The following is an 18151-nucleotide window of genomic DNA, read 5'->3' as shown; positions in this document are numbered from 1 at the left end:
GAATATCACATCACTATAATTCCTTATGGGTTCAACAAAAGCATTACCCGAACATCATTCTATAAATTTTCCCGTGGTGGGTATCGGTGCATCTGCAGGGGGGCTCGACGCTTTCCGGAAATTTTTGCGCAACATCCCGCCAAATTCCGGCATGGCCTACGTATTGGTACAGCACCTGGCCCCGGCACATGAAAGCATCCTGACAGAATTACTGGCTGGTGAAACTGAGCTTCCGGTACATGAGATCACGGACGACATCAACATCGCGCCCAACCATATCTACATTATCCCGGAGAATAAGATGCTTACCGTATACGACGGAAAGCTTAAGCTTGATCCACGCGATACAGGAAAAAAGCTGAACCTTGTGATCGACCAGTTCTTTAACTCACTTGCTGAAGTACACCAGGGATTCGCACGCGGCGTGATACTTTCAGGCACCGGATATGACGGCACCCTCGGACTGAAGACCATTAAAGAAATGGGGGGCTCTACTTTTGTGCAAAACCCTGAATCGGCCGCCCACGACGGCATGCCGCTTAGCGCGATACGGGCAGGTGCGGCCGACTTTATACTGGAAGTTGAAGAGATACCCCAAAAGCTGCATGACCTCGACACCGCCTATGAAAGCAGTAATGCCTACGCAGATGATGATATACTCTCGTCTAAAGATGATGAATTTTACAAAAGCATCCTCAGGCTGCTGAAACTGAAAACAGGCAACGATTTTACACATTATAAGCAGGCCACGATACGCCGGAGGATCGCGCGCAGGATGGTGATGACAAAACGCGAGGATACCGAAGCCTACCTCGACTACCTGCGCACGAACAAACAGGAGCAGCTGTCGCTTTTTAATGATATCCTTATTCCCGTAAGCTACTTTTTCCGGGACAGCAAGATATTCAGCATGCTGTGCGAAAATGCCTTTCCCCGGGTGATCGAAGATAAGAGGGCCGGCGAGACCATCAGGGTCTGGATCGCAGGATGCTCTACAGGAGAGGAAGCCTACTCGATGGCGATAAGCCTTCATGAATTCCTGGGCGAGCGCATACAGGATTATAAAGTACAGATATTTGCCACCGATATTTCTGAAAATGTCATTTCTAAAGCAAGGACAGGCATTTACAGCAGGCAGGAGATCCTTAATATCCCAGAAGAAAGGCTTACTAACTATTTCACGAAGATCGAGAGCGCCTACCATATCAAAAAGGAGATACGGGACATGTGCATTTTTGCCGTACATAACTTTACCAAAGACCCTCCATTCGCAAAAATGGATATCATCAGCTGCAGGAACGTGCTGATCTATCTTGACCCGTTCCTGCAAAAAAAGACCTTCAGCACATTCCATTATTCACTAAGGCCAAATGGCGTATTGTTCTTAGGAAAGTCGGAAACAGCGGGCACGTCATCTAACCTTTTCGAGCCATTATTAAAGGGGCAAAAGATATATGCCCGAAAAAATGCATCGGAAAGCTTTGTGCCTGCACCCTATAAGCGTTTTGAAAATGAGCAGACCGAAAGGCAAAGCGAGCCCCGGAAGAAACCTTATGAACCTGATTTCCAAAGAAAGGCTAATGAGCTGCTATTTACTAAATATACTCCCGCAGGCGTAATTATAAATAACACAAGAGAGATCATCCACTTTCATGGAGAGACGGGCCAGTTCCTGTCGCAGCCTCCCGGAAAGCCTAATTTTAATATATTCAAAATGCTACGGCCGGACCTCGTGTTCGAGCTTCGTGCTGCCCTGCTAAAGGTAAAGACTGACAATGAACCGGTACTGAAGGAGCAACTGGCTCTAAGAGGAGAGAATTTTCTGGTGAGCCTTGAAGTCATTCCGTTGGAAAACGCGAATGAAGAAGGCCATATACTGATATTATTCCACAAGCTGCCATTAGTAGCAGATGAAGGTATGGCTATCTTAAAACGCAAAAACGCGGAGTCAGAAAGGATAAAGCAACTTGAGGCAGAGATCGAGCAGATGCGCCACGACATACGCAAGGTGAGCGAGGAGCAGGAAGTGGCCAACGAAGAACTGCAAAGCGCCAATGAGGAACTGCTTAGCAACAGCGAAGAATTGCAGACGCTCAATGAGGAACTTGAGACTTCAACAGAAGAATTACGCTCCAACAATGAAGAGCTCACTACCATAAATGATGAGCTCATTGACAGGCAGGAACAGCTAACTACGGCAAGGCTGTATGCCGAAGCGATCATACAGACCATACGGGAGCCGCTGGTGATACTCAATAAGGAATTCAGCATTAAGAGCGCGAACGCGGCTTTTTACAAATACCTGCAAACCAATGAGCAGGACACCGATGGCAAGATGATCTTTGACCTTAAAAATGTGCAATGGCATATCGGTGATCTAAAAGGAGAGCTTGCGAGGGCACTGCAGGATAAGGTAACCATAGAGGGGCTGGAACTTAAGATGCGCCTTTCCAACAAAGAGGAAAGGGTCATGCTGCTTAACATAAGGCCGATACTCAGCGATGTACTTGGCGAACCTTTGCTGCTTTTGGCGATAGAGGATATTACTGAGATAAGGGCTGCAAATATCACCCTGCAGCACAACAACCGCGAGCTGATCGAGAGCAACAGGGAATTGACCACGTTTAATTATATCGCCAGCCATGACCTGCAGGAACCACTGCGCAAGATACATACCTTCGGGAAGATGATACTAAAGGACAGCAGCTCTACGATCTCTGAAGAAGCTGCTACCTACCTGGAGAGGATCATGGTTTCGGTACGCAGGATGCAACAGCTTACGGACGACCTGCTTAATTATTCGCACCTGAATAACCTTGATGTAAAAGATTTTGAGAATACTGATCTGGAGTCGCTTGTTAATGAGGTTACAGAGGAACTTTCAGAATCGATACGATCAACAGAAGCCACGGTTACAGTTGCAAAGCTGCCCATGATCTCGGCACACCCACTACTGATGCGACAGCTGCTTGTAAACCTTGTCAGCAATGCACTAAAATACCGGTCGCCGGAAAAGGCACCCATTATAAAGATCACTGCAGCCATTGCAGAAAAGGGCAATATTGAGGGAGATCCGGAAACCCGCTATCATAAGATCAGTATTACAGATAACGGTATAGGTTTCGCACAGGATCAGTCACAACGTATTTTTGAGCCTTTCCAGCGCCTGCACGGTAAGGATAAATTCGAAGGGACGGGGATCGGACTGGCTATCTGCAGCAAGATCGCCTTCAAGCATAATGGCTTTATAACCGCGGAAGGAGTACCCGGCAAAGGGGCCGCGTTTAATCTGTTCCTGCCGATAGTATGATTCCGGCATAGTAGGTTCCACAGCCCCAGATCGCTTACCGGCTACGCTTATATCGTTTTGTGACCGGGTTGCCCAAATTCATATCAGTACCGCCGGTGGCAGTGCAAGCATTGGAGGAACAGTACGTTTAAAAATGCCCCTCATTACTAAAATTATCCAATGACAAAGGAAAAGAACAAGAAAGAATTCACAGGGTTTGTAACAGTAAATGGCGCACGCGAGCATAACCTCAAGGATATCAATGTGGACATACCACGCGACGCGCTTGTGGTATTTACTGGAGTTTCCGGTTCCGGAAAATCCTCCCTTGCCTTTGGTACGTTATATGCCGAAGCGCAACGCAGGTACCTGGATTCGGTATCGCCATACGCCCGGAGGCTGTTCAACCAAATGGCCATACCTGAGGTCGACTCGATCGAGGGGCTGCCCCCGGCGGTAGCCCTGCAGCAGCAACGCGGCGCTGTGAGTACACGGTCTTCTGTAGGCAGTGTTACCACGTTGTCCAACCTGCTCAGGATGCTATACTCCCGGGCCGGCGATTATCCCCCCGGCCAATCGATAATATATGCTGAAGCCTTCTCTTCCAACACGCCCGAAGGTGCCTGTCCGCAGTGCCATGGCCTGGGCAAAGTATACGAAGTGACCGAGAGATCTATGGTACCCGATGACTCGCTTACAATAAGGGAACGCGCTGTTGCTGCATGGCCGCTGGCCTGGCAGGGGCAAAACCAGCGGGATATACTGGTAACCCTGGGCCACGATGTCGATATTCCGTGGAAAGATCTGCCCAAAGAGACCCGTGACTGGATACTATTTACCGACGAGCAGCCGGTAGTGCCTGTGTACCCGGGACTCAGCCCGGAACAGACAAGGGAGGCAGTAAAGAAAAAAATGCCGCCTGATTATATGGGCACGTTCACGGGGGTAAGGCGCTATGTAATGCATACGTTCTCCAATACGCAGAGCGCGCTTATGAAGAAACGGGTATCCCAATACATGATAAGCAGCGAATGTCCGCTATGCAATGGAAAGCGGCTGCGTAAAGGATCGTTGTCGGTGACCTTTGCGGGATTAGATATTGCCGAAATGAGCCGGGTGCCTTTAGAGGATATGGCAGGAATATTCGCAGCATTCGCAAAACCCCTGTCCGAACAATTGGCAAAAGCCGATAAGGATCACCCCGAAAAAACACTGGTAGCCTATCGCATTGCCGAAGACCTGCTGGCCAGGCTGAACGTGATCCTGGACCTTGGCCTTGGCTATCTTACCCTCGAACGCAGCACCCCTACCCTTTCGCCGGGCGAATTGCAGCGGCTCCGGCTTGCTACCCAGGTACGTTCGAACCTGTTCGGTGTGGTGTATGTCCTGGACGAGCCATCCGCGGGGCTGCACCCCGCGGATACCGAGGCATTATTACGGTCGCTGGACAGGCTTAAGGCATCCGGCAATTCATTGTTTGTCGTTGAGCATGAGATCGATGTGATCCGGCATGCCGACTGGATAGTCGACGTTGGCCCTGCGGCCGGGGAATCGGGAGGGCAGGTGCTGTATAGCGGTCCGCCCGACGGCCTTAAAAAAGTGGAGGGATCGATAACGCGCCACTATATTTTCGGTGACAGGAAAGTGGCGGGCAAGGCTACAAGGGTTCCAAAGGGATGGCTTAAATTAACGGGCGTAACCAAAAATAATCTAAGCGACTTGTCGGTAGATCTTCCTTTGGGCGTGTTCACAAGCGTTACAGGGGTATCGGGTTCCGGGAAAAGCACACTGGTAAGCCAGGTGCTTGTCGAACTGGTCGCAAACCACCTTGGCGCATCGATAGATACTACTGCCGAAACCGATGAAAACCCTTTAGAGCAGGCAAATATCGAAACTCTTGGAGGGACTATTACAGAAGGCCTTGAAGATATAAAACGGCTTGTGGTGGTCGACCAAAAACCGATCGGCAGGACACCCAGATCGAACCTTGCCACCTATACTGGCCTTTTTGACAATATCCGGAAATTATTCGCAGCGACAAAACTGGCACGATCAAGGAAATACGATGCCGGGAGATTTTCATTCAATGTCGCAAAAGGCCGTTGCCCCCATTGCCAGGGAGAAGGCTTCGTGATGGTCGAGCTGCTCTTCCTGCCCAGTGTCTACTCGCCCTGCCCTACCTGCCATGGTACACGATACAATGCGCAGACCCTTGAGGTGGAATATGAAGGCAGGAACATAGCCCAAGTATTGGGGATGACCGTAAATGAGGCGTATGACTTCTTTCATAACGAGAGACCTGTCGCACATGCCCTCGATGTCGTTCGGCAGGTAGGTTTGGGATACCTGCGGCTGGGCCAGCCCGCTACAGAACTCTCCGGTGGCGAAGCGCAGCGCATAAAACTGGCAACCGAACTTCAGCGGGCGCAACAGGGTAATGCCTTGTACATAATGGACGAGCCCACAACAGGGCTGCACCCGTCTGACGTAGAAAAGCTCATGGTACAGCTAAAGGGACTGGTCGATGCCGGCAATACTGTGATCGTGGTAGAACACGACATGGATGTGATCGTACAAAGTGACTGGGTTATCGATATTGGGCCCGGCGCTGGCAATAAGGGTGGGAAGATCGTTGCACAAGGAATCCCTGCGCAAATAGCAAAAAGTCCGGAAAGCCGGACAGCACTTTATTTAAAGCGCCATTTTAAAGGGGAAATTTAAACCTGTTAGACCGGAAGGTACACATGAACTGTTGTCCCAGCGCCCGGCGTACTTTCCATCTCGATCCTGCCGGAGTGGTTTTCTGCTATTTTCTTACAGATGGCCAAACCTATTCCGGTACCGGGATACTCATTTTGGGAATGAAGGCGCTTGAACATTGTAAAGATCTTTTCGATGTATTGGGACGAAATGCCGATACCGTTATCCGATAACGTGATCTTATTGAATTGGCCGCCTTCAGCACTAACGACTTCATTGTATATACTGATCTTGGGAACTGCATCTGCAAATTTCAGGGAATTGCCTAAAAGGTTGTAAAATAGTTGGCTGAGCTGCACGGGGCTGCCTGATAATTGAGGCATTTCCCCGACTGATATCTCTGCATTTTTTTCATTGATCAAAAACTCAAAATCACCGATCACATCAGCTATCACACTATTGAGGTCAACCATAGCAAATTCGTCTGAGGTGACAGAAAGTTTGGAATACCCCAATACATCCGTGATAAGATGCGACATCCTTTCGGCCGAAGAATTGATCTTGCTGTAATAAAGGTCTTGCTTCTCGTTATCCGACCTGCTCCTTTGGGCCAGTGAAATAAAATTCCTGATCTTTCTTAATGGTTCCTGCAGATCGTGGCTTGCCACATAAGCGAATTGCTCCAGTTCTTTATTCTTTTTTTGAAGTTCGTCATTGTATAATCTTAGCTTATCCTGCGCCTCTTTGAGTTCCTTGTTATCTTTAAGGGTTTCTTCAACGAGTTTTTGCGCATGAATGTTAACCATCGTTACGATCCAGCCGGTTATATCATTTTTGTCGTCCGCATTAGGGACAAAAGATATTTGATGCCAAATAGCCTTGCCATCCATAACTACCCTTGCCTGCAATAATTGCAGCGAATATTTTTTCTTTGCGGTACTCCAGGCCCTTGCCACATATTCAATATCATCTTTATATATAATGAGTGAAATTACCGCAGGCGAGAGATCCCTGTAACTTGGTCCGAGAATAGTTTCTGCGCTCTTGTTGACCAGACTAATTTTATCTGATTTAGAGACAGAGAATACAATTAGCGGCAGCGTATCGGTAAGCTGCCTGTAGCTGCCTTCACTCTCACTTAACTTATCTGCAAGTTCAATAAGCTGTATGTTCTTTCTGCGGATCTCATCATAGGGGGACAGCGGCGCTTCCCTCTTAAAAAAATCGATGAATGATTCTGCCCTGCCTTCTGATAAGATGCCGGAATAGGGTACTTTTGCGTTTAATGTGATGGAATAGACATCACTCTCAAAGTCCATTAAAATGCCTTTTGAAAGTCGCTCGGCGTAGGCGATAGCTTCAGGATTGCACTTTGCCAGATCGATCCTGTCATAAATAATTGCAGAGATCTCCTTCTTTCCGCCGGGAACTGTGCGTATGCCCAGTGTCAGGCTTGACTCAAGCCCATTAGCAATAGAACATCGCGTGATCTCAGAAACCGCGGTTGCAAATCGCGTCTGCGCTGAAGAAAACAATCCGCAAAGTTCCGCCAACTTCATTGTCCGTTTGTGTGCCAGTATGAGGTCCATCTCATTGTCAAGGCGAATGCGTAAGATCTCCTTCATACTCATATATTTATTTTAGCCGCAAGAACAGACATATCGTCTGTGCGCCTGGCGTTATCCTTAAACAGGCATGAAGCGATAATACCCGGGGGATGCTTCATAAGTCCCGGCAGGCTGTTAATATTCCACCTGTTCTTAAGCCCGTCGCTATGCATGATCAGGGTTTGGTACTTTTGAAGGTCTACTACAGAATCATTTAAGGTACGTGGGATATTCATCCCTATGATACCGTTATAAGGCGTGTAATTTTTCCCTTCAAGGCCTGTAATGACTGATGTCGAGATATTACCTATCCCGCATATCCTCCACTTTTTTTCATTCAGGTCAAGAAACGCGACCGTGCCTACGAGCCCTCTGGTTTTTTTTACCTGTAGGTGTATGAACTTCAATAACTCCGCAGGGCTTTTTTCCCTGCATATCCTGAATGCATCAATGGCTTCATTTGCTGCTTCGCTGGCATATTCCCCGTGGCCTAATCCGTCACACAAAAAAAACATATAGCCCCCGTAAATTTCCTTTACTAAAAATCCGTCCCCACAAACCAGTTCTCCCGGCATGTTGACCTTTATACCTGTAACTTCAACAGGAGACTTATTTTTTGAGATTTTGGGTCCTTCTTTGTAAATTTTTGAATATACTACCGTCCCCCATCCTTTAAGTGTATATACAGAAGATTCCGAACTTAGCCGATGTACCGCTCCAAGTCCCTGCCCCAGCGTTTTTGCTGAGGATTCACCATCCTGCAGCATCCTGTTGAGGTTCGTAATGCCCTGCCCGTCATCAAGGCAGTACATCTCAAAAAAATCACCATTCCTGTCGCTTGCAGCGCGGTATAAAAGTTCCCCCTCCCCAACGAATTTTGTCAGGTTCGAGGTGAGTTCAGATATGATAATATCGATCTCACCCGTTTTTTGTGAACTATATCCCTTAGCTGTCGCAAGGTTATGGATCTCCCGCTTTATAAATGAAACATAACTTTTGTCCTCGATCTTATAGCTTGTAAAGGCGGCATTATCCATTCTTCCATTTTATAATTGTAACGGTAGTGCCTTCGCCCACCGTCGATCTTATATCAAAAACATTTACCAGCCTTTTTGTCCCCGGAAGCCCTAGCCCCAGGCTTTTTCCGGTGCTGTAACCGTCTTTCATTGCCATCTCTATATCAGCAATGCCCGGGCCCTTGTCGGCAAATACCAACCGGATACCGTTATCGCGCCCATTGTTCACCGTCTCAATGGCAACACTGCCACCCCCTCCATACTTTAGCAGGTTCCTTACCAATTCGCTTGCCGCAGTTATCAGTTTGGTTTGGTTTAATATGCTCATCCCAACCTTTACCGCAGCATCTCTTACTTTATTGCGCAAAGGCACAACATCCTGCTCCCTGGCGACAACAAGATCTTCCCTATTCAGTATTGTTGTCATGATAATTATTTTGGCCGTAACCTAATCCCATTTTAGAACGCAAAAGTTCCATCCCTTTTTCAACATTCAATGCTGTTGTAATGCCGGTAAGGGTGAGTCCCAGTTCAACCAAAGTAATCGCCACTGCTGGCTGCATGCCTACGATAACTGCTTCAGCACCCATTATCTTTGACATAACGCCGATATTCCCTAATATCCTTCCCATAAAGGAATCGATTATCGCAACTGATGAAATATCGATCAGTACGCCTTTCGAATCAAATTTTTTCACTGAGTTGACCAGGTCTGTCTCCAGGTTTTCAGCCAGTTGGTCGTATAGATCCACTTGTATGGTTACCAGCAGAAAATCGCCCATTTTTAAAATAGGTATCCTATCCATAATGTATCAGTAAGTGGATTATTGTCTTTTGTTGCTGACTTGTATCTGAAGCATTGCAAATGCGGTTTGAAGCGCGCTTGCAAGTGTCGATTTCGTAATGATGTTAGAAAGGTCGATGCCCAGGTGTACAACGATCTGTGCGATTTCCGGACGTATGCCGCTAATGATACATTCAGCGCCTAGCAGGCGTGTCGCGCTAACGGTCTTTATAAGGTGTTGCGCCACAAGGGTATCAACAGCAGGCACTCCCGAAATGTCAAGAATTGCAATTGTACTGCCTGTTTCTACTATTTGCTGCAAAAGGCTTTCCATAACTACCTGTGTCCTGGAACTGTCAAGCGTGCCAATGATAGGCAATGCTACGATACCGTCCCAAACACGTATTACAGGTGTGGAAATTTCAGTGATCTCATCTGTTTGCCTGGAAATGAGTTCCTCCCGTCCCTTTATAAAGCCCTCAAAGGTCAGGATCGCCATATTGTCCAATATTCTGCTAATTTTGAGGCTGTCAGCATGCAATGCTACAGGATCGCTTACATTATCGTACAATGTCTTTAATATAGCCTCTTTAAAACTGAAGAGGTATATTCCTGTTTCCCGGGGGGAAAATCCTTGTTTCGCCCTAGAGACCGATATACCCATCAATACTTCTTTTGCCTTATCAAATCCTATCGCATCTTTATTTTCAAGCGTATCAGCATCTAACGCATTTACAAAAGCTTCGACTAGCTCCTGAGAATCTGCATTTTGGTCTTCAGCATTAAAATAGCTGTCTTCACTGGTTTGCATGTCAACCCATAAATCCAAAACCTGCTTTTTGTTGTCTCTTAGGACGGCGATCGTATTATTCTCCATATTTGTGTTTGTATATTAGCCATAAAAATCCTAACAAATATAACCAAATCGAAAGCGCACGATGTTATATCGCAAACAAATATTCTTACAACTTTAACACTTATTTGTAAAGATATGATGGGCGGTGAGGTATATCTGTGAATTATAAAACAACAAGCCTGGAACAAGGTATCTCTTTGGTCCAGGCTTGCTGTCCATTGTTGCCGGATCAGTTTTTCGAAATGAATTCTATCTTTATCCTGCTGTCCCCTTTAACCCTGAAAGCTAACATCGTTTTAGCAGGCATGCCTTCGGGTTGTATCTCATTGGAATTAGCTTTTTTGTCATACCACACCCTGATCCCCGGCATTTTTTTACCACTCATAGGAACGATCACCATACGGAAGTCCAGCCTTGCGTCGCCCCTGGTATAAAAGCTGAGCATATTGCCCTTCACCTTAAAATCGGTGGCAGGATATTCATTGAATACCATGAAACCGCCTTTTTCCACTTTAAAATATTGCCTGGGGACAATACCAAAAGCGATACCCGCACCATATACTTCCTGTCCTACCTGCCCACACCTCTCCCAACCATCCTGGAGGTCTTCGAGAGCGATCCAAAGGTCAGGGTCAATTTCACCTGTGCGTACATCTTTTTTATCTGCGATGATCTCCTTAGGGAGCAGCGGAGGATAATAGTAAGCCACTTTATTGATGACATATTTTACGAACTCCGCCAGCAGCAGCTTGACAGACGGAAGCACCTCATCCACGCCTTCGGCCTCTTTTAAAAAAGTATGCACCCCCGCAAAAACCTCCTGCTCTTCGTAGGCAGCGGTATAAGGGGCATCCTTTAGCGGAAATACCGAAAAGAAGCTCGGAAAATGCTTGCCATTGCCATAATCACATTCCCAAAGCTGTACATTTTTAAGTATAGACGCGATGCACAGGTAACTAAGGTCAAGGTATACTTTATCTTTCGTCTCCTTATAAAGCCTCAATAATGCACCTGCCGAAAATGAAGTGTTGTTCGCCTGGTAAAAAATATCAAAACCAAGGCCGTCCATTTTACGGGCTGCTTTGCAGGCTTCATCAAAGTATTTCTTATCGCCGGTAAGCTGCCATACCTGTATCATCAGGTGGGCATAAGCACCCGGCACATCCTTTTCGCCACCCATGCCCTCGGCAGTCTCTTTCTTTAAGACCTCCAGGGTTGCCATCTTGTAAAATACAGGCCATTCGTAATTGAAATGATGGGCTACTTTAATAACGTAATCAATGGAATCCAGTACAAGCTTTGTCGCCAGCTTATCGCCATTAAGCGCAAGCCGCGATAAATTGAGTAGCGGGTGGTGCAGGTACCAGGCGTCCATGACTTCGGGCTGCTTTTGCTCTTCGCTCCAATCGAGGTTCTTTTCGAGTGACGGCAGCCAGCGCACCACTGTTCCCAGTTCCTTATCATAAAAATTTTCGAGGCCTTCATGTATCGTATCAATAAGGTCACTATGATCCTCACCGCTCCAGCTGTCATAATCCATCAGCGGGAGAAGCACTGCCAGCTGCACCATGCTCTCCGGAGGCGTTTTGTAATCGCTCACATAAGCATTCAGGTAGCTGCGGCCCTCTGCGAATTTCCAGCACCCATGATGCTCTTTTAGGTCCGTAAGCCCTTTTTTTAGCATTCCGTGCCAATCCTGGTATTTTGTGCCCGGTTTGGGAATAAGCAGGTAAATGTCTGCCAGGTGGTTTAAGAAAGCCTGCGACATTTGGTAATTATCTTTTATAACCTCATCGCTCAACTTTATGAACGCATCAGAAATAACATATGGCTCTCCCTTTTTCAAAGGCTGGTCTTCCAAAGCCGGCAACTTCAACCCTATCTCAGGCCATACGCCGCCAACGAGGTCTGCGCCCGATGTTTTTGTTGCCTCGAAAAACGGGTTCAGCGCGGTAAGGTTCTGGAAATAAAAGACCGACCCGGTTTCCGGCCTTTCAAGGCTAAAGAACAGCTGCCCTGAGCGTGTCCCTACCTGCCCGGCATGTATCGTCCCTGAAGTGTTTTGGGTTTTTCCGTTCGCCGCGAATAGCGGCATGATATCCCTTGGCCAATAGGGCATCACCATATCAAATGCGGGCGTTATGGTAGTGGTATACCGGAATATAGACTTGCCAACTTCCGGAAATGAGAGTACTACGGCTATACGCATCGTATAGCTTTCCAGGTCGAAAAGCACTTTGTCAGGCTCTTCATGAATGTTCTTCAGGGCCAGCTCCGCCCCCGCCGCATGTGCCGCCCTGAAGGCCACCCTACCTCCATTTTCCCAAAGCGCAACGAACCAGAGGCTGTTCCTGTCAAAAATGACTTCTAAGGAATATTTATCCAGATCCCTTTGTAAAATAAGTGTACCGCTATCCAAATTTACCTGCGCGGCAGCTATCCATGCAGAAACTGGCTTCATAGAATAGTATTTACTTAAACATTATATTATTTGCAGGTGCGGCCTGATCTTAAGGTCCACAACATCACAACGTTTAGGCTGTGAAAGGCAATACAGTATGCTTACCGCGATATCGTCTGCCGCAAGCATTTTTAAATTTTTCACTTCCTGCTTTTTTTCTTCTGTCGACTGCGGCTGCATATCGGTATCCACCGCGCCAGGCTCTATGAGCGTTACCTTTATGCCCTTTTCATTCACCTCTTTTCGCAAAGCTTCAGAGAAGCCCTGTATGCCCGACTTCGTAGCTACGTATACAGAGCCGGTCGCCTCGCGCACATCAGCGCTCATGGAGCCTACATTCACGATGTGGCCACCGTCCTTCATTCGTTTGACAGCCTCGGCACAGCAGGCTACATAAGCTAAAAGGTTGGTATTTATAACCCGTTGCCAGTCGTCATAGCTGCCTTCTTCTACATTTCCGAATGCTAGTGCGGCGTTATTGATCAGTATATCCGGTGTTCCAAAATTATCATCTACGGCACTAAATACCTTCGCTATCCCTTCTTTCGTACTAAGGTCTGCGATCACATCATATACTTCGCCTTCAGCCACAGCATACATGTCCTGCAATGTGTCCTTTAAATGTTGCTCGTTGAGGCCCACGATCAATACGTGGGCCCCCAACTCAGAAAGCAACAATGCCGATGCCCTTCCTATACCGGTGGTCCCTCCTGTCACTACTATCTTTTTACCGGTTAGGCTCTGCGGCAGGTGATGTTTCAATTTTTCCATAGCATTATCTGTTCGTTTATTTAGGCCCAGGGGTCGAGAACCACCTTTACACAGCCATCTTCTTTTTTCTTGAAAATATCATAGCCATGCGCAATTTCAGTCAGGGGCAGCCTGTGGGTAATGATGTCGTCTAAAGTTACCTTGCCCTCTTTTACATAACCCAATAATTTATCGATGTGCTTGTGTGCGGGTGCCTGGCCACCTTTCATGATAATGCCCTTATCGAAGAATTGACCTATCGGGAAGTTGTCATAGTTTACAGGATATACGCCCAATACTGATACTATTCCACCACGGCGCACGGCGCTCATACAGGCCTCAAGCACTTTTACGGAACCCTTTTCAAAGTTGACTACAGCCTTTGCCCTGTCCATAAAGCTCCTGTCCGGCTCAAAGCCAACGGCTTCCACACAAACATCGGCACCACGTCCCTGGGTCATTTCACGTATTTTGGCGACTACATCTTTCGGGCCGTCTTCCCACAGTATGGTCTCGCAATTAGCGGTTTGCTTCGCCTTATCCAGGCGGTATTGCTGCGTATCTACGATAACTACCCTTCCGGCACCGCGAAGCCAGGCGCTTTTGGCTGCCATGATCCCCACGGGGCCTGAGCCGAAAATGGCAACTGTTTCGCCACCCTTCACTTCGCCCCAGTCGATACCGGTGTAGCCTGTCGGGAAAATATCGGTAAGGAACAATACCTGCTCATCAGTCAGGTTATCCGGCACCACGCGCGGCCCGAAGTTCGCGTAAGGTACACGTACATATTGCGCCTGCCCGCCGTCATAACCGCCATAAAGATCGGTATAGCCAAAAAGCGCACCGCCTTTTTCCGTGACCAGCCCGCCCTCCGGGCCATAATTATCAGGATTACTGTGCTCGCAATGGCCGGGCAGCTCATGGTTGCAAAAAAAGCATGAACCGCACGCTATAGGGAACGGTACTACCACCCTGTCGCCGGGCCTCAAGTGGGTCACTCCTTTTCCTACTTCTTCAATGATCCCCATGAACTCATGCCCCAAAACCATTGGTCTTGGCTGCGGGAACCCACCCGAATAAATATGAAGATCGGAACCACAAATAGCTGTAGAGGTTACCTTTAGGATTATGTCATCCGGGTTTTGGAGTTTCGGGTCATCGATATTGTCGCAGGAAATATTCCCAGGACCGTGTATTACTGCTGCTTTCATGTTAATTCTTTTTAGTTATTATGGACGCTGAGGTGTTTTGTGCAATGTATCGCCTACTGTCGCCGAACCAGGCCCTGTTTCGTGCGTAACGCTGTCCGGATCGTTAGTAGCATCGTCAGCGCTTGTTGGTGTTTCCCTCCGTTCAGTTTCACTTTCGCCATATGATCCTTCATCAGGCTTATCGTTCTGTTTGCAGGACCAGCATAAAGAAGCAAGCATAAGCAATGCCATGCCCGCCAGTTTGATTCCTTGTTTTTTCATAATGTATGTATTTACGTTTATTCAACTTTTTTTAACCCGCACACAGCAGGCCCGTTAACCACTTCGCCATAGGCAGTGAACCTGGAACCATGAAGGGGGCAGTCAAAGGATCTTTCGTCATCATTCCATTGCAGCACACCACCCATGTGCGGGCAGATGGCCGAACAGCTGTGCAGCGTGCCATCATCATCCCTGTACACCGCTATCTTGTCCAGGCCTTTGGAGAGTATAGCACCTTTGCCCGGAGAAAGCTCATCGAGTTCCTTTATATCACCAGACGATATCCAGTCTTTTATCATCCTGTAGGCCATATTGCCAACCTCCTTCAGATAGTCAAAACCTGTACGGAGCGTGATCCTTGACGGGTCATAGATCCCTGCATACGGATTTTCCTGCCCTGTAATGAGGTCGTTTATAATAAGGCCTCCCAATGTACCGTGTGTCATACCATTGCCGGAATCGCCAGTGATGATGTATATATTATCGTCACCGGGATTTTTACCAATGTAACCCAATGAATCTACAGGTTCCATTACCTGGCCTGACCATCGGTAAGCGATCTCTGTCAGGTAAGGGAAATGTGCGCGGGTCCATGCGGTGAGCCTGCCATAACGCTGCGCCTCAGTAATATTTTCCTCGTCGGCCTGCCCTGTCTTATGATCTTCCCCGCCCGAGATAAGCAGGTCAAAATTATCATCGAAAGGCTCCAACCGTACATAGTGGTAAGGCTTGGCGACCCATTTCGAATCCTGGTTGCCGGTATCCCACCACATGCTGTAAGGCAGCACGCCCTTAGGTACTTTAGCCGCTATAACATACGTGCGGTAGGGCCACTGCTTGGTGTGCATGGTAAACAGATCATTTACAGGTGTGTTTGTAGCTACTACAATATGGTTAGCCCTTACGGTAAAGCCGTTAGCCTTTGCACCCTTTTTGGTAATGTCTTCGGCGCGGGTGCCGGTGTAGATCTCACCGCCCATCCGGATGACCGCACCTGCCAGGCCTTTCAGGTATTTAAGTACATGGAACTGCCCCTGCGACGGATACCTTATGGCCCGTTGATCCTTACCGGGCGGGAATCCGGGTATTGTGTCAATCATTTCGGTGGGAAGCCCAGCCTTTTGCGTGGCTTCGAGCTCTTTATCAAGGTTCTCTTCCTTATCGGTCGGATCGCTGAAAAGATGCCCGTCCACCCTCCTGAAATCGCAATCGATATCCTCAAGTGTCACTACGCTGTTTATCCATTCCAACGCCTGCCTGTGGCTTTGTGCGGTTAATTTCGCTTTTTCTTCTCCAAAGAATTTCTCAATATCATAATAGCGGTCATCCAGGGCATATGTAATGTGCGCCGTTGTACGACCTGTCTCTCCACTCCCTAAATTCCCATCCTCAAGCAGCATCACTTTCCTGCCTGATCTGGCAAGGCAGTAAGCAGTGGTCAGTCCTGATATGCCTCCACCTATTACAAGCACATCGGCAAATTTATCCGAGTCCAGTGTACTGAATTTGAGCGGCTCTACCGAATCATTCCAATACGAATGGTGGCTGCCGCTTGTTACCTTGTCATCTATAGGGTCATTGCCATTCATGATCCATTTTTTTAATAATCACCGTTTATACCATCTTTCTTTTCATTGATGCTGCTCCTTTCCCGCTGTGATGCCGGGTGAGAGCTGGCCAAACGACCATCTTCTTTCATGCTCGACTCCATTTGCTTGTGCATGTTGGCGGCAATGGCACTGTCAGGCATAACTATGTTCAAAACTGCCTGGGCCTTGTTCACAAATCCTGGAACTACCGTCCTGCTGCCCTGCATTAATCCTTCATAACCTGCTTTAGCTACCTCTTCGGCGGTATAAAGATCTTTTTCCCTGTAGGTAACACTGTTCTCCGCCTTAGCTTTGTGGAAGAAATCCGTATCGGTAGCGTCCGGCTGAAGGGCTGTGACCGTTACATCGGTATCTTCCAGTTCTTCAATAAGCGCCTCGGTGAATGATAACACGAATGCTTTAGTTGCTGCGTATACCGAGAGATACGGCGATGGCGCTTTCGATACCGATGATGCCAACTGCAAGATCCTTCCTTCATTTCGCGCTGTCATTTCCTTCAGGTAGAATTTCGTAAGGCTTACAAGCGATGAAATATTAAGTTGTATAAGGTCGAGTTCCCGCTTCAGGTCGGTCTTAATGAACCTGCCCCACTCGCCCTGCCCGGCGTCATTTACCAGGATATTCACCGTTATGCCGAGTTCAGTGGTTTTGTCATACACCTTTTGCGCCGCATCGGCCTCAAAAAGGTCTGCAGGTATAATATGTGTGTGGATACTGCTGTTTAGCTGTTCCATTTCTTTTGCGGTCACCTCTAGGTTGTCTTTGCTTCGTGCCACAAGTACAAGGCTATAGCCATCCTGCGCGAATAGTTTTGCCAGCTCATAGCCAATTCCGCTTGTGGCTCCGGTGATCAGTGCATGTTTGGTTTCCATAGGTTGTATATTTAAGTTTGGTTTAAATATTTCCTTCGGGTTCGGCATAATTACTTATAGGATGCTGCTCCGGTGGCGCAGGGCGTGTTTCATTTGGACTGCTGTTTTTGTCGCTGCCTTCTACCTTTACTATTTTATTGTAAACGCCGAACAGTAAAAATGGTGCTGCCCATTGCCCTACAAATAGTGCGGACTTATCCCTGCCAAGGATCTTTAGTGTTGCAGATGCTGCCATTGAGCCGATAGCGGCCCATAGAAAAAGGTCGGACGGTAATTTTGAAGTCTGGTTTTCAATAGCCTTTGCAACAGGCCCTTCTGAGTGGTCGTTTTGAATAATTGACATAGCTTATTTTTTTAGTTTATGATTTATAAACATAAAATTAAGCATACTTGGAACAAGCATTTTACATCATTATACCAACTACTTACATCGGGCCGTTAAAGTTTGGGCATAGAATTGTGACGCCGTTAATCATGCGTTAAAATTTGTCGCGCGACACAAGCTAACATTTTAAAATTGTAATTCATTGCATAATTTATGCACCTTTTATTGAAAAGGTCTTTGGGAAGTGCAACAATGGAAGTTGGTCATTCTAAAAAAACCTGCAGATCTTGAGATCTGCAGGTTTTTTTATCGCTTCAGTGCGAAGTGGGCCCTGAACTCTTTTGTCACGCCGCCTTCGCGGTAGGTAACGGTGAACCAGTAGTCATCGCCCGGCATTGGCGCGCCGTTG

Annotated in this window: 14 protein-coding genes; 2 read left to right on the top strand and 12 right to left on the bottom strand. The window is 47.4% G+C overall.

Annotated features, from left to right (window positions below):
* Positions 1-25: 25 nt before the first annotated feature.
* Together ACT6R0_RS17885 and uvrA are read left to right on the top strand one after the other, a co-directional pair.
* Positions 26-3310 carry a CheR family methyltransferase gene (locus ACT6R0_RS17885; protein ID WP_444655322.1) on the top strand — a complete coding sequence of 1095 codons (3285 nt, stop codon included), beginning with the start codon at positions 26-28 and terminating at the stop codon, positions 3308-3310.
* 159 nt (positions 3311-3469) lie between these two features.
* Positions 3470-6010 (top strand): excinuclease ABC subunit UvrA, encoded by a 2541-nt coding sequence (uvrA, locus tag ACT6R0_RS17880; protein ID WP_444655323.1) that lies wholly within the window; start codon positions 3470-3472, stop codon positions 6008-6010.
* A 5-nt stretch (positions 6011-6015) separates the two neighbouring features.
* Here uvrA and ACT6R0_RS17875 read toward each other — a convergent pair whose 3' ends face one another.
* The 12 genes from ACT6R0_RS17875 to ACT6R0_RS17820 form a co-directional block, all read right to left on the bottom strand.
* Positions 6016-7614, bottom strand: a complete 1599-nt coding sequence (locus tag ACT6R0_RS17875; RefSeq protein WP_444655324.1) for a sensor histidine kinase — start codon at positions 7612-7614, stop codon at positions 6016-6018.
* 2 nt (positions 7615-7616) lie between these two features.
* Positions 7617-8633, bottom strand: coding sequence for a SpoIIE family protein phosphatase (locus ACT6R0_RS17870; protein WP_444655325.1), 1017 nt, complete (start codon positions 8631-8633; stop codon positions 7617-7619).
* A complete protein-coding gene (locus tag ACT6R0_RS17865) occupies positions 8626-9039 on the bottom strand; it encodes an anti-sigma regulatory factor (RefSeq protein ID WP_444655326.1) in 414 nt (137 codons plus the stop codon). The genes ACT6R0_RS17870 and ACT6R0_RS17865 overlap by 8 nt, the downstream gene beginning before the upstream one ends.
* Positions 9020-9418, bottom strand: a complete 399-nt coding sequence (locus ACT6R0_RS17860; RefSeq protein ID WP_444655327.1) for an STAS domain-containing protein — start codon at positions 9416-9418, stop codon at positions 9020-9022. The genes ACT6R0_RS17865 and ACT6R0_RS17860 overlap by 20 nt, the downstream gene beginning before the upstream one ends.
* Before the next feature lie 18 nt (positions 9419-9436).
* Positions 9437-10273: an STAS domain-containing protein gene (locus ACT6R0_RS17855; RefSeq protein ID WP_444655328.1), complete on the bottom strand. Its 837-nt coding sequence runs from the start codon at positions 10271-10273 to the stop codon at positions 9437-9439.
* Between the two features lie 208 nt (positions 10274-10481).
* A complete protein-coding gene (locus tag ACT6R0_RS17850; protein ID WP_444655329.1) occupies positions 10482-12713 on the bottom strand; it encodes a hypothetical protein in 2232 nt (743 codons plus the stop codon).
* Between the two features lie 21 nt (positions 12714-12734).
* Complete coding sequence (locus tag ACT6R0_RS17845; RefSeq protein ID WP_444655330.1) at positions 12735-13484, bottom strand: SDR family oxidoreductase; 750 nt, start codon at positions 13482-13484, stop codon at positions 12735-12737.
* Between the two features lie 20 nt (positions 13485-13504).
* Entirely contained in the window at positions 13505-14674 is a 1170-nt protein-coding gene (locus tag ACT6R0_RS17840) for a zinc-dependent alcohol dehydrogenase (protein ID WP_444655331.1), read from the bottom strand.
* Between the two features lie 18 nt (positions 14675-14692).
* Positions 14693-14935 carry a hypothetical protein gene (locus ACT6R0_RS17835; RefSeq protein ID WP_444655332.1) on the bottom strand — a complete coding sequence of 81 codons (243 nt, stop codon included), beginning with the start codon at positions 14933-14935 and terminating at the stop codon, positions 14693-14695.
* A gap of 17 nt (positions 14936-14952) precedes the next feature.
* Positions 14953-16524 carry an FAD-dependent oxidoreductase gene (locus ACT6R0_RS17830; protein ID WP_444655333.1) on the bottom strand — a complete coding sequence of 524 codons (1572 nt, stop codon included), beginning with the start codon at positions 16522-16524 and terminating at the stop codon, positions 14953-14955.
* A gap of 11 nt (positions 16525-16535) precedes the next feature.
* The gene (locus tag ACT6R0_RS17825) at positions 16536-17417 is read right to left on the bottom strand and encodes an SDR family NAD(P)-dependent oxidoreductase (RefSeq protein ID WP_444655334.1); all 882 of its coding nucleotides are present in this window, start codon (positions 17415-17417) and stop codon (positions 16536-16538) included.
* Positions 17418-17439: 22 nt separating this feature from the next.
* Positions 17440-17760, bottom strand: coding sequence for a hypothetical protein (locus ACT6R0_RS17820; protein ID WP_444655335.1), 321 nt, complete (start codon positions 17758-17760; stop codon positions 17440-17442).
* Positions 17761-18151 lie beyond the last annotated feature (391 nt).

It is taken from the genome of Flavobacterium sp., assembly GCF_052437795.1.
Lineage (GTDB): Bacteria > Bacteroidota > Bacteroidia > Flavobacteriales > Flavobacteriaceae > Flavobacterium.
Note: the sequence above shows the minus strand (reverse complement) of the source record. Positions and strands in the feature narration are given on the sequence as shown.

What these genes read in the sequence shown, in the direction of transcription:
- ACT6R0_RS17885 (WP_444655322.1), top strand. Translation starts at nt 26, where the DNA reads ATGGGTTCAACAAAAGCATTACCCGAACATCATTCTATAAATTTTCCC.
- uvrA (WP_444655323.1), top strand. Translation starts at nt 3,470, where the DNA reads ATGACAAAGGAAAAGAACAAGAAAGAATTCACAGGGTTTGTAACAGTA.
- ACT6R0_RS17875 (WP_444655324.1), bottom strand. Translation starts at nt 7,614, where the DNA reads ATGAAGGAGATCTTACGCATTCGCCTTGACAATGAGATGGACCTCATA.
- ACT6R0_RS17870 (WP_444655325.1), bottom strand. Translation starts at nt 8,633, where the DNA reads ATGGATAATGCCGCCTTTACAAGCTATAAGATCGAGGACAAAAGTTAT.
- ACT6R0_RS17865 (WP_444655326.1), bottom strand. Translation starts at nt 9,039, where the DNA reads ATGACAACAATACTGAATAGGGAAGATCTTGTTGTCGCCAGGGAGCAG.
- ACT6R0_RS17860 (WP_444655327.1), bottom strand. Translation starts at nt 9,418, where the DNA reads ATGGATAGGATACCTATTTTAAAAATGGGCGATTTTCTGCTGGTAACC.
- ACT6R0_RS17855 (WP_444655328.1), bottom strand. Translation starts at nt 10,273, where the DNA reads ATGGAGAATAATACGATCGCCGTCCTAAGAGACAACAAAAAGCAGGTT.
- ACT6R0_RS17850 (WP_444655329.1), bottom strand. Translation starts at nt 12,713, where the DNA reads ATGAAGCCAGTTTCTGCATGGATAGCTGCCGCGCAGGTAAATTTGGAT.
- ACT6R0_RS17845 (WP_444655330.1), bottom strand. Translation starts at nt 13,484, where the DNA reads ATGGAAAAATTGAAACATCACCTGCCGCAGAGCCTAACCGGTAAAAAG.
- ACT6R0_RS17840 (WP_444655331.1), bottom strand. Translation starts at nt 14,674, where the DNA reads ATGAAAGCAGCAGTAATACACGGTCCTGGGAATATTTCCTGCGACAAT.
- ACT6R0_RS17835 (WP_444655332.1), bottom strand. Translation starts at nt 14,935, where the DNA reads ATGAAAAAACAAGGAATCAAACTGGCGGGCATGGCATTGCTTATGCTT.
- ACT6R0_RS17830 (WP_444655333.1), bottom strand. Translation starts at nt 16,524, where the DNA reads ATGAATGGCAATGACCCTATAGATGACAAGGTAACAAGCGGCAGCCAC.
- ACT6R0_RS17825 (WP_444655334.1), bottom strand. Translation starts at nt 17,417, where the DNA reads ATGGAAACCAAACATGCACTGATCACCGGAGCCACAAGCGGAATTGGC.
- ACT6R0_RS17820 (WP_444655335.1), bottom strand. Translation starts at nt 17,760, where the DNA reads ATGTCAATTATTCAAAACGACCACTCAGAAGGGCCTGTTGCAAAGGCT.